The organism is Kitasatospora phosalacinea (genome assembly GCF_000716545.1).
Taxonomy (GTDB): Bacteria; Actinomycetota; Actinomycetes; order Streptomycetales; family Streptomycetaceae; genus Kitasatospora; species Kitasatospora phosalacinea.
Genome location: NZ_JNWZ01000037.1, coordinates 21,427 through 35,835 on the forward strand (window position 1 = coordinate 21,427; position 14,409 = coordinate 35,835).

The window sequence follows — 14,409 nt, forward strand, 5'->3', positions numbered from 1 at the left end:
GACGTCCAGCGCCCGTCCGGCACCGTGATGACGAAGGGGCCGGCTCCCGTCGGAGCCGGCCCCTTCCGACCAGCGTGCTTGGCGGATCACCCAGCGCGCGGCAAGGCGCCGATCAGACGTTGAAGCGGAACTCCACGACGTCGCCGTCCTGCATGACGTAGTCCTTGCCCTCGATGCGGGCCTTGCCCTTGGCGCGGGCCTCGGTGAGGGAGCCGGCGGCGACGAGGTCGTCGAAGGAGGTGACCTCGGCCTTGATGAAGCCCTTCTGGAAGTCGGTGTGGATGACACCGGCGGCCTCGGGGGCGGTGGCGCCCTTCCTGATGGTCCAGGCGCGGGTCTCCTTGGGGCCTGCGGTGAGGTAGGTCTGCAGGCCGAGGGTGGCGAAGCCGACGCGGGCGAGGGTGGCGAGGCCGGGCTCGTCCTGGCCCATCGACTGGAGGAGTTCGAGGGCCTCGTCGTCGTCGAGCTCGATCAGCTCGGACTCGATCTTGGCGTTGAGGAAGATGGCCTCGGCGGGGGCGACCAGGGCGCGCTGGGCGTTCTTGAAGTCCTCGTCGGAGAGGGCGTCCTCGTCGACGTTGAAGACGTAGAGGAACGGCTTCGAGGTCATCAGGTGCAGGTCGCGGATGGCGGCGGTGTCGAAGCCGGCCTCGAAGAGGGTCTTGCCGGTCTCCAGGACGGCCTGGGCGGCCTCGGCGGCGGCGAGCACGGCCGCGGTGTCCTTCTTGAGCCGGGCCTCCTTCTGGAGCCGGGGCAGCGCCTTCTCGATGGTCTGCAGGTCGGCGAGGATCAGCTCGGTGTGGATGGTCTCGATGTCGTCCTTGGGCGAGACCTTGCCGTCGACGTGGACCACGTCGGGGTCGGTGAAGGCCCGGACGACCTGGCAGATCGCGTTGGCCTCGCGGATGTTGGCGAGGAACTTGTTGCCCAGGCCCTCGCCCTCGCTGGCGCCGCGGACGATGCCGGCGATGTCGACGAAGTCGACGGTGGCCGGGAGGACGCGCTGCGAGCCGAAGATCTCGGCGAGCTTCTCCAGCCGCGGGTCGGGGACGCCGACGACGCCGACGTTCGGCTCGATGGTGGCGAACGGGTAGTTGGCCGCCAGCACGTCGTTCTTGGTCAGGGCGTTGAAAAGGGTCGACTTGCCGACGTTCGGCAGGCCGACGATTCCGATCGTGAGCGACATGAAGAGTGGTGTCCCGGGGCTTGGAGGGCGTCGAGGTGGCCCGCTGCGGGCCGGTCCCCCAGTCTACGGGGCGCGCGGGGAGGCCCCGGCGGCGCGGGTGGGGCGCGCACCGGGCGGACACGGACAATTGCCGGAGGGCCATTACACACGGTGTCGATGATCGGACCGTACGTTGGTCGGGTGGAGCAGAGCATCCGTACCCAGCCGCCAGGGCCGAGCAGACGACCGCCCGGGCGCGGCGCCGGCGAGGCCGCCGTTCCGGGGCAGAGCGTCCCCCTCGAGTCCCGGCTGCGGTCGGCGTCCGGCGGCCGGACCGGCCCGCTGGCGTTGAAGCGCGCGGCGCAGCGGCTGCTGGCGGCGCGGCAGCGGCGCGGCGGGAGCGGGCGCCCGGCCCGGCTGACGGCGGTGGGCACCGGGGTCGCGGCGGTGGCGGGGACGCTGGTGTCCGCCGCGGTGGACCGGCTGCTGTTCGGCGGGCTCGGGGTGCTGTTCGGGCTCGGCTACCTGGTGGTGTGCTTCCAGCTGGCCGTGCGGGTGCGGTACTCGGACCTGGCGTCGGCGCCGATCTGCGGGCCGATCGCCTTCGCGGCGGCGCTGGTGCTGCTCCAGCCGGGCCCCTCGCAGGGCCTCACCGGCGCGGTGGTGTCGCTGGCCGGCGGGCTGGCGCTGCGGGCGGGCTGGCTGTTCGCCGGCACCGCCCTGGCCGCCGCGATCGTCACCGCGCGCCACCTGGCCCAGCGCCGCCGGCGCCGGGCCAGGTAGGTCCGCGCACCGCGCGCGTCAGCCGCCGACCGGGGGCTGGGCGGCGGGCACGGTGGGCCGCCGGGCCGCGGCCATCGCGGCGCCGACGATGCCCGCGTCGTTGCGCAGCTCGGCGGGGACGACCTCGGCGCGGCGGTCCTTGAGCAGCGGCAGGAACTTCTCGTGCTTGCGGCTGACGCCGCCGCCGATGATGACCAGCTGCGGGGAGAACAGCATCTCGACCAGGTCGAGGTACTCGTCGACCCGCCCGGCCCACTCGGCCCAGCTGAGGTCGTGGCGCTCCTTGGCGGCGGAGGAGGCCCGCCGTTCGGCGTCCTTGCCGCGCAGTTCGAGGTGGCCGAGTTCGGTGTTGGGGACGAGCACGCCGTCGGAGAACAGGGCGCTGCCGATGCCGGTGCCGAAGGTGAGCAGCAGCACGACGCCGGGCCGGCCGCGGCCGGCGCCGTGGGTGACCTCGGCGATGCCGGCCGCGTCGGCGTCGTTGACGACGGTGGCGGGCAGGCCGAGCGCGTCGCTGAACCGGGCCTCGGCGTCCAGGCCGATCCAGCCCTTGTCGACGTTGGCGGCGGTCCTGGTGTGCCCGTCGACGACCACGCCGGGGAAGGTCAGGCCGACCGGCCCGCGGTGGTCGAAGTGCCGGACGACCTCGCAGACCGCGCCGATCACCTCGTCCGGGCCCGAGGGGTGCGGGGTGAGCACCTTGTGGCGCTCCTGGGCGAGCACGCCCTTGTCCAGGTCGACCGGTGCGCCCTTGATGCCCGAGCCGCCGATGTCCACGCCGAAGACCGTCGTCACTGCCGTCGCCTCCCGTACTGCCGCGGGCGTCCGCTGCCCGCCGGCCCTCGCACCAACGTACGGGGGGACGGGGGCCCGCGCAGCCGTTCCGGCGCGGGTCGCCCGGCTCCGCGGGGGCGGGGCCGGGCGCCGGGGCGGGTCAGAGCTTGCCGGCGGCCTCGGCGCGCAGGTCGCGGCGGAGCTCCTTGGGGAGCGAGAAGGTGAGGTGCTCCTCGGCGGTCTTGACGATCCGGACGTCCTCGAAGCCGTGCGCGGCGAGCAGTTCGAGCACGCCGTCGACCAGGATCTCGGGCACCGAGGCGCCGCTGGTCAGGCCGACCGTGGTGACGCCCTCCAGCCAGGCCGGGTCGATCTCGTCGGCGAAGTCGACGAGGTGGGCGGCCTTGGCGCCGTACTCGAGGCCGACCTCGACCAGCCGGACCGAGTTGGAGGAGTTCTTGGAGCCGACCACGATCAGCAGGTCGGCCTCGGGGGCGAGCTGCTTGACGGCGACCTGGCGGTTCTGGGTGGCGTAGCAGATGTCGTCGCTGGGCGGGGAGACCAGCAGCGGGAAGCGCTGCTTGAGGGCGTCGACGGTCTCCATGGTCTCGTCCACCGAGAGGGTGGTCTGGGAGAGCCAGACCAGCTTGGACTCGTCGCGGACCGCGACGTTGGCGACGTCCTCGGCGCCGTCCACCAGGTGGATCCGCTCGGGGGCCTCGCCCATGGTGCCGACGACCTCCTCGTGGCCCTCGTGGCCGATCAGCAGGATGTCGTAGTCCTCGTCGGCGAACCGGCGGGCCTCCTTGTGCACCTTGGTGACCAGCGGGCAGGTGGCGTCGATGGTGGCGAGCCGGCCGGCCTCGGCCTCGTCGTGCACGGACGGGGCGACGCCGTGCGCGGAGAAGACCACGATCGAGCCCTCGGGCACCTCCTCCGTCTCGTCGACGAAGATCGCGCCCTGCTTCTCCAGGGTCTGCACGACGTACTTGTTGTGGACGATCTGCTTGCGGACGTAGATCGGCGCCCCGTACTGCTCCAGGGCCTTCTCCACGGCGATCACGGCGCGGTCGACGCCCGCGCAGTAGCCCCGGGGGGCGGCGAGCAGGACACGGCGCTGAGCGGTGGTCGACATGGCTCCATCGTACGGGCGAGTCCCGCGGGCCCGGACGCGCGTCGCCGCGCCGGGACCGGGCGCGGCGGGTGGAATGGCGAGGGTGAGCACACAGGCGCGGACCGCTGAGCTGCGGCGCACCCTCGGGGTGCGGGATCTGATGGTGTACGGGCTGCTGTTCATCGCCCCGATGGCGCCGGTGGGCGTGTTCGGCGTGCTGGACGCGAAGAGCCACGGCGCGGTGGCGGCGGTGTACCTGGTGGCGACGGTGGCGATGGGGTTCACCGCGCTGTCGTACGCCGAGATGGTGCGGGCGGTGCCGCGGACCGGGTCGGTGTTCGCGTACGCGCGGGCCGGGCTGGGCGAGGGGCCGGGGTTCGTCGCCGGGTGGATGGCGATGCTCGACTACCTGCTGATCCCGGCGGTGGCGTACCTGTTCTCCGGGATCGCGCTGAACTCGCTGGTGCCGGACGTGTCGCGCTGGGTGTGGACGGTGCTGGCGGTGCTGGCCACCACGGCGCTGAACCTGGCCGGGGTGCGGACGGCGGCGGTGGTGGGGTTCGCGGTGCTGACGATGGAGATCGTGGTGCTGGCGGTGTTCGTGGTCGCGGCGGTGGTGGTGCTGGCCCGGGACGGGGCGGCGCGCGCCTGGGGCTCCCCGTTCGGGGGAGTCGGCGCGTTCTCGTTGACGGCGGTGCTGTCGGCGGTGTCGGTGGCGGTGCTCTCCTACCTCGGCTTCGACGCGATCGCCTCGTTCGTCGAGGAGGCGGTCGGCGCGTCGGCGGCGGTGGCCCGGGCGGTGCTGTGGTGCCTGGCGCTGGCCGGGCTGCTGTTCGTGGTGCAGACGTACCTGGCGGCGGTGCTGGAGCCGGTGACGCCGCAGCAGCTGGCGGCCGACCCGGAGGCGCAGGGCTCGGCGTTCTACGACACCGTGGAGTCCGCCGTGGGGCACTGGCTGCACGTGCTGATCGCGGCGTCCAAGGCGATCGGGGCGGCGTTCGCGGCGCTGGCCGGGCAGGCGGCGGCCGGGCGGCTGGTGTTCGCGATGGGCCGGGAGGGACGGCTGCCGCGCGCCCTGGGCGTGGTCGACGGGCGGACGGCGGTGCCCCGGCGGGCGCTGCTGACCGCGGCGGTGATCACGCTGGTGGCGGCGGTCTGGGCGGCCCGTCGGGACGACGGCCTCGACCAGCTGACCTCGGTGGTCAACGTCGGCGCGCTCACCGCGTTCGTGCTGCTGCACGCCTCGGTGGTGGGCTGGTACGTGGTGCGCGGCGGCTCCCGGGACTGGCTGCGGCACGGGGTGGTGCCGCTGCTGGGGGTCGCGGTGCTGGTGGCGGTGCTGGTGGAGGCCTCGCACACGGCGCAGATCGTCGGCGCGGCCTGGCTGGCGGTGGGGCTGGTGGTGCTCGTCGCCCAGCGCGGGCGGGGCCGCGCGGTGTGAGACCGTCCGCGGGGTCGCGGCGGGGTGCGGGGCGTCGTCCTGCGTCGCGGTCCTGCCGGGGGTGACCGGTCGGCCGCGCGGCTCCGCGCACCCCTGGTCCGTCCCACTCTGCGGCTAGCCTCGGGGCATGGCCAACACGAGCAGTCCGGAAGCGCCCCTGCCGGTGGGGAAGGTCTCGGCGTTGATCGGCGGGTGGGTCGATCGGCTGGGCGAGGTGTGGGTGGAGGGGCAGATCGCGCAGCTGAACCGGCGGCCGGGGGCGGGGATGGTGTTCCTGACCCTGCGCGACCCGGACCGGGACGTCTCGCTGACGGTGACCTGCTTCCGGCAGGTGTTCGAGCAGGTCGCGGACGCCGTGCAGGAGGGCGCCCGGGTGATCGTCCGGGCGAAGCCGGAGTGGTACACGGCGCGCGGCACGCTCTCGCTGCGGGCCTCCGAGCTGCGGCTGGTCGGCCTGGGCGAACTGCTGGCCCGGCTGGAGCAGTTGAAGCGCCGGCTGTTCGCCGAGGGCCTGTTCGAGGACGCCCGGAAGAAGCCGCTGCCGTTCCTGCCGGGCTGCGTGGGCCTGGTGACCGGCCGGGGTTCGGCGGCCGAGCGGGACGTGCTGGAGAACGCCCGGCGGCGCTGGCCGGCGGTGCGCTTCGAGGTGCGCAACGTGCTGGTGCAGGGCCCGCAGGCGGTGGGCCAGGTGTGCGCGGCGGTGCGGGAGTTGGACGCGCTGGCGGAGGTCGAGGTGATCGTGGTGGCCCGCGGCGGCGGCAGCGTGGAGGACCTGCTGCCGTTCTCCGACGAGGAGTTGGTGCGGACGGTGGCGGCGGCCCGCACGCCGGTGGTGAGCGCGATCGGGCACGAGCCGGACCAGCCGCTGCTGGACTTCGTCGCGGACTTCCGGGCGTCCACGCCGACCGACGCGGCCAAGCGGGTGGTGCCGGACGTGGGCGAGGAGCTGGCCCGGGTGCGGCAGTTGCGGGACCAGGCGCGGCGGGCCGCGCTGCACCGGGTGGAGCGGGAGTCGGCGGGGCTGGCCTCGGTGCGCAGCCGTCCGGCGCTGGCGGCGCCGACCGAGGCGGTGGCGGCCCGCGGCGCGGAGGTGGAGGCGCTGGTGGAGCGGGCCCGGCGGGTGCTGGGGCACCGGCTCGACCTCGCGCAGAGCGACCTGGGGCACGCGCTGGCCCGGGTGGTGGCGCTGTCGCCGCTGGCCACCCTGGAGCGCGGGTACGCGGTGCTGCAGAAGGCGGACGGCACGGTGCTGACCGACCCGGCGCAGGCCGCGGACGGGGAGGCGCTGCGGGCCCGGGTGGCGGGCGGCTCGTTCGGGGTGCGGGCGCACCTCGGCGACGACTGACGGCCCCGGGCGGTCCGTCACCGGCTCGCGGAATTGGCCGCGAGCCCCCTCCGCGCGGAAATCGCCGGGAATTCCCGCCGCTTTTCCGGAACTGCTTGCACCGGGTCGGACCGGGTCATAGTGTGACGGGCCTTCCCATTTCCGGCACTTTCCGGAGGTTCGGCATGGACGTCACCCCGTCGGACAGACCGTCGGTGGCGCCCGCGCTGATCGAGGCCGCCAAGTCCGGGGACCGCGATGCCTGGGCGGACATCTACCGGTGCTACCACGGCGCGGTGCTGGCGTTCCTGCTGCGCCGCACCGGGAGCCGGCCGCTGGCCGAGGACCTGGCCCAGGACACTTTCGTCCGCGCCATGGCGGGAATTCGCGGTTTCCACTGGACGGGCACGGATCTCGGCGCGTGGATGTTCACCATCGCCCGCAATGTGCTGCTGGACCACGAGAAACGGCGCTCCACCCGACGGGAGTCGGCGGTGGCGGCGGTCGCCGACCGCGATTCCGGGGTGCGGGTGGAGGAGTCGGTGATCGCGGCGGCCGAGGCGGAGCGGGTGGACGCGGCGCTGTCGGCGCTGAACGAGCGGCAGCGCTCGGTGCTGCGGCTGCGCTACTGGGACGGGCTGAGCTCGGTGGAGATCGCCGACCGGATCGGACTGCGGGTGGGCGCGGTGAAGACGCTGACCTACCGGGCCCGGCTGAACCTGCGGCGCACGCTGGCGCAGGGCGCGCCGGCGCCGCCCCGGCGGGCGGTGGGGCCGCGCCGGGCGGCCGGGGCCGGGGCGGCGGGTCAGCCGGCGGTCGGGCGCCGGCGGGAGAGCGGCGTGGAGTGCCCCCGGAAGCCGAGGCTGCGGTAGAGCGCCTGGCCGTCCTCGGTGGCGTGCAGGTCGACCCGGGTGGCGCCGGCGGCGTCGAACCAGCCGAGCAGGGCCTCCAGGCAGGCCCGGGCGTGGCCGCGGCCGCGCTCCTCGGGGCGGGTGCAGACGTTGAAGACGAAGCCGAACAGGCCGTCGGGGTGGCCGGGGGCGGGCAGCCGCTGCTCCAGGGTGCCGATGGCGCAGCCGAGCAGTCGGCCGGGGCGCTCCGGGTCGTCGACCACGTACGCCTGCAACTTCCGCTCCGGCTCGGCGAGCCGGTGCTCCAGCAGGTCGGCGGCGGTGCGCTGCCAGGGGCCGGGGCGGGCCTCTCCGTGCATGGCCTCGAACATCAGCGAGCGGAGTTCGACCAGTTCCTCCGCGTCCGCGGGGACGGCCGGGCGTGGGGTGCTCATGGTCGGCAGGGTAGGGCGGGGAACGGGGCGGGGCGCAACGGGTTTGTCGGGGTCAGCGCCTACCCTGGGCGGCATGGCAGATCAGCAGGGGCAGCGGGGCGAGAGTTCTCGGGAGTCGCTCGGCTACGAGCAGGCGCGGGACGAACTGCTGCAGGTGGTGCGGCAGTTGGAGACCGGCGGGACGACGCTGGAGGAGTCGCTGGCGCTGTGGGAGCGCGGCGAGGAGCTGGCGAAGGTCTGCCAGCGCTGGCTGGACGGCGCCCGGGCCCGGTTGGACGCGGCGATGGCCGCCGAGGAGCCTGACGGGGAGTGAGCCCGGCCCGATCTGTGGTGCACATCACAGGCCGATCGGGAATGGTTTAACTTTCACCGAAGTTGGACCTGATCGTGCGGCACCCAGGCCGCCGATCGAACCCCGGTCCCCAGCTTTGAGGTAGGACACAGACCATGACCCTGGCACTCGACGCCGCCGCCCAGGACCTGCTCTTCCGTGAGGCCCGCACCGCCAACACCTTCTCGGACGAGCCGGTCAGCGACGAGCAGGTCCAGGCGATCTACGACCTGGTGAAGTACGGCCCGACCGCGTTCAACCAGCAGCCGCTGCGCATCGTCCTGGTCCGCTCCGAGGAGGGCCGCGCCCGCCTGGTGCAGCACATGGCCGACGGCAACAAGGCCAAGACCTCCGCCGCGCCGCTGGTCGCCATCCTGGCCGCCGACAACGAGTTCCACGAGGAGCTCCCCTCGCAGCTGCCGCACTTCCCGCAGGCGAAGGACATGTTCTTCTCCGAGCGCTCGGTCCGCGAGGCCTCCGCCACCCTGAACGGCGCCCTGCAGGCCGCCTACTTCATCGTCGGCGTCCGCGCCGCCGGCCTGGCCGCCGGCCCGATGACCGGCTACGACGCCGACGGCATCAACAAGGAGTTCTTCGCCGACGGCGAGCACTCGGTGCTGGCCGTGGTCAACATCGGCAAGCCGGGCGAGGACGCCTGGTTCCCGCGCAGCCCGCGCCTGTCCTACGAGCAGGTCGTCACCACCGTCTGATCACCGCCGACGGCCCCGCGTGACAGCGAAGGCCCCCGCCGTTCCCGGCGGGGGCCTCCGTCGTTCCCGGCGGGCCTACTCCAGGGTCTCGGCGAGCTGCGCGAGCTCCTCGTACGAGGCGGTGCCGGCGAGCACCGTGGTGCCGGTGCCGCCCGCCGGGCGGACCAGCGCCCGGTAGCGGTCGCCCTGCACCCGCTGCCACTCCTGGCCGGCCACCGTGGCGGTGCCGTCCGGCTCGGCGCCCGGGACGTTGCGCTCCACCACGTCCTCGGAGCTGCCGTCGGCCTGCTCGACCGCCGCGTACTGGCCGGAGGCGGTGTTCAGGCCCAGGTGCCAGGCGGCGCGGCTCTTCTCGCTCGGGCCGTAGGACACCGAGGTGGCCTTCCAGCCGTCCGGCAGCTGCTGCGGACCGAGCAGCGGGTACGGCGCGGCCCGCTTCGCCGACGCGAGTTCGACCTGGTACGGCACCGAGTGCACGCCGTTGCCCTTGCCGTCCGCGCCGGGGATCGAGAAGTACGCGACCACCACCACGACGCCGACCGCCGCCATCGACAGGACCATGTCCCGTACCGTCTGACGGCCCCTCTTGCTGCTGTTGCCTGCCACCCGCCCATGGTAGGCGGCGCTTACGCGGGCGCCGCGCACCGGTGCGCCGGTCGGCGGCGGTCGGGGGCGGCGAGGGCGGTAAGGGGCGCGGGAGGCGGGCGCCACAGACACCCGCGCCACCTGCCGATACGATCGCAGCAACCCTCAATGCAGCACTGGTGACCCTCCGTGTCCCGGTGCTGACTGGCCGTCGCGTACAGAGAGGTAACGACGATGACCACGCAGTACCCGCACCACCTCCCCTCCGCGCTGGAGGTCGCTCCGGAAGCGCCCGACCGCAACCTCGCCCTCGAACTGGTCCGGGTCACCGAGGCCGCCGCGATGGCCGCCGGCCGCTGGGTCGGCCGGGGTGACAAGAACGGCGCCGACGGGGCCGCCGTGAAGGCGATGCGCACCCTCGTCTCCACCGTCTCGATGAACGGCGTCGTCGTCATCGGCGAGGGCGAGAAGGACGAGGCCCCGATGCTCTACAACGGCGAGCGGGTCGGCGACGGCACCGGCGCCGAGTGCGACGTCGCCGTCGACCCGGTGGACGGCACCACCCTCACCGCCAAGGGCATGAACAACGCCGTCGCGGTCCTCGCGGTCGCCGACCGCGGCACCATGTTCGACCCCAGCGCGGTCTTCTACATGGACAAGCTGGTCTGCGGTCCCGAGGCCGCCGACTACGTCGACATCACCGCCCCGCCCGCGGTCAACATCCGCCGGGTCGCCAAGGCGAAGGGCTCCGCCGTCGAGGACGTCACCGTCGTCGTCCTGGACCGGCCCCGGCACGAGAACCTGGTCCGGGAGATCCGCGAGGCCGGCGCCCGGATCAAGTTCATCTCGGACGGCGACGTGGCCGGCGCGATCATGGCCGCCCGCGAAGAGACCGGCGTCGACCTGCTGATGGGCATCGGCGGCACCCCCGAGGGCATCATCGCCGCCTGCGCGATGAAGTGCATGGGCGGCGTCATCCAGGGCCGGCTGTGGCCCAAGGACGCGGCGGAGCGCCAGAAGGCGCTGGACGCCGGGCACGACCTGGACCGCGTGCTGACCACGGACGACCTGGTCAGCGGCGAGAACGTGTTCTTCGTCGCCACCGGCATCACCGACGGCGAACTGCTGCGCGGCGTCCACTACCGCCAGGAGACCGCCACCACCTCGTCGCTGGTCATGCGCTCCAAGAGCGGGACGATCCGGCGGATCGACTCCACCCACAAGCTGGCCAAGCTGCGGGCGTACAGCGCGATCGACTTCGACCGGGCGAACTAGCGCCGCGCGGGCGAAAACGAGAAAACGAAGAGGGCACGACCGGGGGCGCGGGGAACCGGACGGTTCCCCGCGCCCCCGTCCCGCCTCGGCGTGGCGGGCCTCAGCCCGCTATGCGGGCCGGGACGCGGATCTCGGTCTCGCGACGGCGCCGACGGGTGAGGACGACGCGGCGTTCGGCGGCGGTGAGGCCGCCCCAGACGCCGTAGGGCTCGGGCTGGGCGAGGGCGTGTTCGCGGCATTCGAGCAGGACCGGGCAGCGGGCGCAGACGCGCTTGGCCTGCTCCTCGCGGGCGAGGCGGGCGGCGGTCGGCTCCTTGGAGGGGGCGAAGAACAGCCCGGCCTCGTCGCTGCGGCAGGCGGCCGAGTTGTGCCAGGGGTTGTCGTCCAGATCCGGCTGGGCCGCCGGGCGGCGGGCGGCGGCGCTGGCGCTGGACTCGATCGGATGCAGCACGGTAACTCCTGACCAGGCTCAAGGCTGGGGGACAAGGTCGCCTCCTGCCCGACTGCCCCGTGCTCCCTCGCCGTGGCGCCGTCGCCGACCCGTGGGGTCACAGCCGTTCAGGAACGATGTGCGATTGGAACTACCCCGCCGCTCCGGGATTCATGCACACCGCACGCAATCGACTACACCCTGCACTCGGGGCAACGACGAGTGCCGCACGGTGAGTTGACGCCCCGTCGAGACCTCCGCAGGTCAGCCGTCGAGCTGCCGGCGCACCCACTCCTTGATCTTCTTGCCGCGCCGCGGCTTGGCCTCGACGCCGCCGAACACCGCCGCGCCCTTGACCCGGACCACCGGCGCGTACGGGTCGGCGGAGGTCTGCTCGCGCACCTCGAAGCCGCCGAAGACGCCGGCGCCGCCGCCGTGCAGGCTGACGTTCTCGGGGACGCGGATCTCGACGCCGCCGAACACCGAGATCACCTCGATCACCACCTCGGGGGACTCGAAGACCGCGTCGGTGAGGTCGATCTCGATGCCGCCGAACACCGCGACCGCCTTGAGGTGCGAGCCGACCCGCCAGCGGCCCTTGCGGGCGGCGCCGCCGAACACCGCGAGCATGGTGGGCGCCTCGGCCCTGGCCGGGGGCAGCGGGGGCCGCTCGGCGGCCGCGGCCTCCAGCGGGGGCTTGGTGAGGTTGTGCCGGATCGGCCCGGGGTGGCTGGGCAGGTCGCGGGTGAGGGGCTCCAGCTCGCCGAAGGTGCGGGCGCCGTAGGCGGCCTCGATGCGTTCGGCGTGCTCGTCGACGGTCAGCCGGCCCTCGGCGTACGCGTCGCGCAGCAGGTCGGCGACGCGTTCGCGGTCGGCGTCGGAAGCCTTCAACTCGGCGGCCAGGTCGGTGCCGGGGGCCTGGACGGACGCCGGGACGGGCTCGTTCTTCGGCAGCTGGGCGGGCAGCGCGCCCAGCGGGTCCTGCTCGGGAGAGTTGTCCACGTCACAAAGCCTAGCGAGCCCGCCCGCGAACCGAACGGCGGTTCGACGCAACGGGCGTGACCCCGGTCACGCAGGCCGACCTGGACGCGGGGGCCGGAACGGGTGCGCCTAACCTGGAGGGTGCCTCGTCGACGAAGCCGAAAGAACCGAAGGATCACCTCATGGCCCCAGAGTTCGCCTACCGCGACCTGCTCCCGCTCGGCACGGACACCACTCCGTACCGCAAGCTCACCTCCGAGGGGGTCTCGACCTTCGAGGCCGGCGGTCGCACCTTCCTGCAGGTCGAGCCGGAGGCGCTGCGGCTGCTGACGGCCGAGGCGATGCACGACATCTCGCACTACCTGCGCCCGGCGCACCTGGCGCAGCTGCGCCGGATCCTGGACGACCCGGAGGCCAGCCCGAACGACCGGTTCGTGGCGCTGGACCTGCTGAAGAACGTCAACATCTCGGCCGGCGGCATCCTGCCGATGTGCCAGGACACCGGCACCGCGATCGTGATGGGCAAGCGCGGCCAGAACGTGCTGACCTCCGGCGAGGACGAGTCGGCGATCGCCCGCGGCGTGTTCGACGCGTACACCAAGCTGAACCTGCGGTACTCCCAGATGGCCCCGGTGACCATGTGGGACGAGAAGAACACCGGCAACAACCTGCCGGCCCAGATCGAGCTGTACGCCACCGACGGGGACGCCTACAAGTTCCTGTTCATGGCGAAGGGCGGCGGCTCCGCCAACAAGTCGTACCTGTACCAGGAGACCAAGGCGATCCTCAACGAGGCGTCGATGCTCAACTTCCTGGAGCAGAAGATCCGTTCGCTGGGCACCGCGGCCTGCCCGCCGTACCACCTGGCGATCGTGGTCGGCGGCACCAGCGCCGAGTTCGCCCTGAAGACCGCGAAGTACGCCTCCGCGCACTACCTGGACAACCTGCCCACCGGCGGCGACGCGCGGACCGGGCACGGCTTCCGCGACCTGGAGCTGGAGCAGAAGGTCTTCGAGCTGACCCAGAAGATCGGCATCGGCGCGCAGTTCGGCGGCAAGTACTTCTGCCACGACGTGCGGGTGATCCGGCTGCCGCGGCACGGCGCCTCGCTGCCGGTCGCGATGGCGGTGTCCTGCTCGGCGGACCGCCAGGCGCTCGGCAAGATCACCGCCGAGGGCGTGTTCCTGGAGCAGCTGGAGACCGACCCGGCGAAGTACCTGCCGGAGACCACCGACGAGCACCTCAACGACGACGTGGTGCGGATCGACCTGAACCGCCCGATGTCCGAGGTCCGCGCCGAGCTGTCCAAGTACCCGGTGAAGACCCGGCTCTCGCTGACCGGCACGCTGGTGGTGGCCCGCGACATCGCGCACGCCAAGATCAAGGAGCGGCTGGACGCCGGGCAGGGCATGCCGCAGTACCTGAAGGACCACCCGGTGTACTACGCGGGCCCGGCGAAGACCCCCGAGGGCTTCGCGTCCGGCTCGTTCGGCCCGACCACGGCCGGCCGGATGGACTCCTACGTCGACCAGTTCCAGGCGGCGGGCGGTTCGATGGTGATGCTGGCCAAGGGCAACCGCTCCAAGCAGGTCACCAAGGCGTGCAACGAGCACGGCGGCTTCTACCTGGGCTCCATCGGCGGCCCGGCGGCCCGGCTCGCGCAGGACTGCATCAAGAAGGTCGAGGTGCTGGAGTACCCGGAGCTCGGCATGGAGGCGGTCTGGCGGATCGAGGTGGAGGACTTCCCGGCGTTCATCGTGGTGGACGACAAGGGCAACGACTTCTTCGCCGAGGTCACCGACGGGCCGCTGATCACCAGCCTGCGGGTGCGTTCGGCGCAGTAGCGGCGGCGCGCTGGAAAGGGACGAGCCCCGGCCGGTGAGGGTCGGGGCTCGTTCTGGTCGTGCGGGGGTGGATCAGGGGCAGTTGCTGATGGTGCCGAGCGGCTCGAAGGTGTCGTCGTCCCCGGGCTCGATCTTCTCGACGGCGGGAGCGGGGGGCTGTCCCTCGGCCAGCACCTCCAGGGCGTGCTCGATCGAGTTCGGGTCGGCGGCGGCGGCGGTGTGCTCGACCGGGGCCGGGGTCTGCTCGGCCTCGGGAACGGCGGTGGTGGTCTCGTCGGCCATGGGGTGGGCCGCCTTTCAGCTGAGAGGGTTCCGATCACCCGGACGACTGTCGTTGGGCGCGCGGACAGTATCGTAGGAACCGCTA

At 73.1% G+C, this 14,409-nt stretch carries 16 protein-coding genes; 8 read left to right on the plus strand and 8 right to left on the minus strand.

Annotated elements, in window-relative coordinates; all coding sequences use genetic code 11:
• Positions 1–112: 112 nt before the first annotated feature.
• Positions 113–1,186, minus strand: a complete 1,074-nt coding sequence (gene ychF / locus OO48_RS19540) for a redox-regulated ATPase YchF (protein WP_033218005.1) — start codon at positions 1,184–1,186, stop codon at positions 113–115.
• Between the two features lie 180 nt (positions 1,187–1,366).
• Here ychF and OO48_RS19545 point away from each other — a divergent pair, with 180 nt between their 5' ends.
• Positions 1,367–1,948, plus strand: a complete 582-nt coding sequence (locus tag OO48_RS19545; RefSeq protein ID WP_157845493.1) for a DUF6542 domain-containing protein — start codon at positions 1,367–1,369, stop codon at positions 1,946–1,948.
• Between the two features lie 18 nt (positions 1,949–1,966).
• Here OO48_RS19545 and ppgK read toward each other — a convergent pair whose 3' ends face one another.
• The gene (ppgK, locus tag OO48_RS19550; protein ID WP_051732320.1) at positions 1,967–2,743 is read right to left on the minus strand and encodes a polyphosphate--glucose phosphotransferase; all 777 of its coding nucleotides are present in this window, start codon (positions 2,741–2,743) and stop codon (positions 1,967–1,969) included.
• A 139-nt stretch (positions 2,744–2,882) separates the two neighbouring features.
• Positions 2,883–3,857: a 4-hydroxy-3-methylbut-2-enyl diphosphate reductase gene (locus OO48_RS19555; RefSeq protein ID WP_033218010.1), complete on the minus strand. Its 975-nt coding sequence runs from the start codon at positions 3,855–3,857 to the stop codon at positions 2,883–2,885.
• Positions 3,858–3,930: 73 nt separating this feature from the next.
• Between OO48_RS19555 and OO48_RS19560 the strand changes: the two genes are divergently transcribed.
• From OO48_RS19560 to OO48_RS19570, 3 genes are all read left to right on the plus strand, one after another.
• Positions 3,931–5,277 (plus strand): APC family permease, encoded by a 1,347-nt coding sequence (locus OO48_RS19560; protein WP_033218012.1) that lies wholly within the window; start codon positions 3,931–3,933, stop codon positions 5,275–5,277.
• 127 nt (positions 5,278–5,404) lie between these two features.
• Positions 5,405–6,622, plus strand: a complete 1,218-nt coding sequence (gene xseA, locus OO48_RS19565) for an exodeoxyribonuclease VII large subunit (protein ID WP_051732321.1) — start codon at positions 5,405–5,407, stop codon at positions 6,620–6,622.
• Positions 6,623–6,786: 164 nt separating this feature from the next.
• Positions 6,787–7,473: an RNA polymerase sigma factor gene (locus tag OO48_RS19570; RefSeq protein ID WP_051732322.1), complete on the plus strand. Its 687-nt coding sequence runs from the start codon at positions 6,787–6,789 to the stop codon at positions 7,471–7,473.
• On the opposite strand, the gene OO48_RS19575 is transcribed toward OO48_RS19570, so the two are convergent.
• Positions 7,407–7,886: a GNAT family N-acetyltransferase gene (locus tag OO48_RS19575; protein ID WP_033218015.1), complete on the minus strand. Its 480-nt coding sequence runs from the start codon at positions 7,884–7,886 to the stop codon at positions 7,407–7,409. The genes OO48_RS19570 and OO48_RS19575 overlap by 67 nt on opposite strands.
• Before the next feature lie 73 nt (positions 7,887–7,959).
• On the opposite strand from OO48_RS19575, the gene OO48_RS19580 reads away from it, so the two are divergent.
• Together OO48_RS19580 and OO48_RS19585 are read left to right on the plus strand one after the other, a co-directional pair.
• Entirely contained in the window at positions 7,960–8,199 is a 240-nt protein-coding gene (locus tag OO48_RS19580; RefSeq protein ID WP_033218017.1) for an exodeoxyribonuclease VII small subunit, read from the plus strand.
• Between the two features lie 134 nt (positions 8,200–8,333).
• Positions 8,334–8,927: a malonic semialdehyde reductase gene (locus tag OO48_RS19585; protein WP_033218019.1), complete on the plus strand. Its 594-nt coding sequence runs from the start codon at positions 8,334–8,336 to the stop codon at positions 8,925–8,927.
• Between the two features lie 75 nt (positions 8,928–9,002).
• On the opposite strand, the gene OO48_RS19590 is transcribed toward OO48_RS19585, so the two are convergent.
• Positions 9,003–9,533 carry a DUF4245 domain-containing protein gene (locus tag OO48_RS19590; RefSeq protein ID WP_245194717.1) on the minus strand — a complete coding sequence of 177 codons (531 nt, stop codon included), beginning with the start codon at positions 9,531–9,533 and terminating at the stop codon, positions 9,003–9,005.
• Between the two features lie 213 nt (positions 9,534–9,746).
• On the opposite strand from OO48_RS19590, the gene glpX reads away from it, so the two are divergent.
• Entirely contained in the window at positions 9,747–10,787 is a 1,041-nt protein-coding gene (glpX, locus tag OO48_RS19595; RefSeq protein WP_033218023.1) for a class II fructose-bisphosphatase, read from the plus strand.
• Between the two features lie 100 nt (positions 10,788–10,887).
• Here glpX and OO48_RS19600 read toward each other — a convergent pair whose 3' ends face one another.
• Together OO48_RS19600 and OO48_RS19605 are read right to left on the minus strand one after the other, a co-directional pair.
• The gene (locus OO48_RS19600) at positions 10,888–11,238 is read right to left on the minus strand and encodes a WhiB family transcriptional regulator (RefSeq protein ID WP_033218025.1); all 351 of its coding nucleotides are present in this window, start codon (positions 11,236–11,238) and stop codon (positions 10,888–10,890) included.
• Positions 11,239–11,481: 243 nt separating this feature from the next.
• Positions 11,482–12,219, minus strand: coding sequence for a DUF1707 SHOCT-like domain-containing protein (locus OO48_RS19605; protein WP_081952234.1), 738 nt, complete (start codon positions 12,217–12,219; stop codon positions 11,482–11,484).
• A 161-nt stretch (positions 12,220–12,380) separates the two neighbouring features.
• Here OO48_RS19605 and OO48_RS19610 point away from each other — a divergent pair, with 161 nt between their 5' ends.
• A complete protein-coding gene (locus tag OO48_RS19610; protein WP_033218027.1) occupies positions 12,381–14,042 on the plus strand; it encodes a fumarate hydratase in 1,662 nt (553 codons plus the stop codon).
• Positions 14,043–14,114: 72 nt separating this feature from the next.
• Here OO48_RS19610 and OO48_RS19615 read toward each other — a convergent pair whose 3' ends face one another.
• Positions 14,115–14,324: a hypothetical protein gene (locus OO48_RS19615; protein ID WP_033218029.1), complete on the minus strand. Its 210-nt coding sequence runs from the start codon at positions 14,322–14,324 to the stop codon at positions 14,115–14,117.
• Positions 14,325–14,409 lie beyond the last annotated feature (85 nt).